The sequence below is a fragment of the Pseudomonas sp. AC463 genome, from assembly GCF_979253585.1.
Genome location: NZ_CEEDDZ010000407.1, coordinates 1 through 302, shown reverse-complemented (window position 1 = coordinate 302; position 302 = coordinate 1). Strand labels below are relative to the sequence as shown.

The following is a 302-nucleotide window of genomic DNA, read 5'->3' as shown; positions in this document are numbered from 1 at the left end:
ACCGCCATCTCCTTGGCGAACCCCTCGACATGCTCCGCCTCCTTTTCGAAATAGGAGAGCGGGATGAACAGCGGGAAATAGCAATTCTCATGGCCGGTCGCCTTGATGCGATCGTCGAGCAGCCGCTGGATTCGTTCCCAGAGGCCGTCTCCCCACGGTCGAATGACCATGCAGCCGCGTACGCCCGATTCCTCGGCGAGATCGGCCTCCGTGATGACGGACTGGTACCAGGCCGCGAAGTCGGCTTCGCGCGTGACGGGGAGTGCATGCTTCATGGCGGGATCGCCTAGCGGTTCGCGAGG

At 62.9% G+C, this 302-nt stretch carries 1 pseudogene; it reads right to left on the bottom strand.

Annotated features, from left to right (window positions below):
* Nucleotides 1–275 (bottom strand): annotated as a pseudogene (locus AC0IYH_RS30750) (proline--tRNA ligase); the annotation flags it as partial.
* Between the last annotated feature and the right edge of the window lie 27 nt (nucleotides 276–302).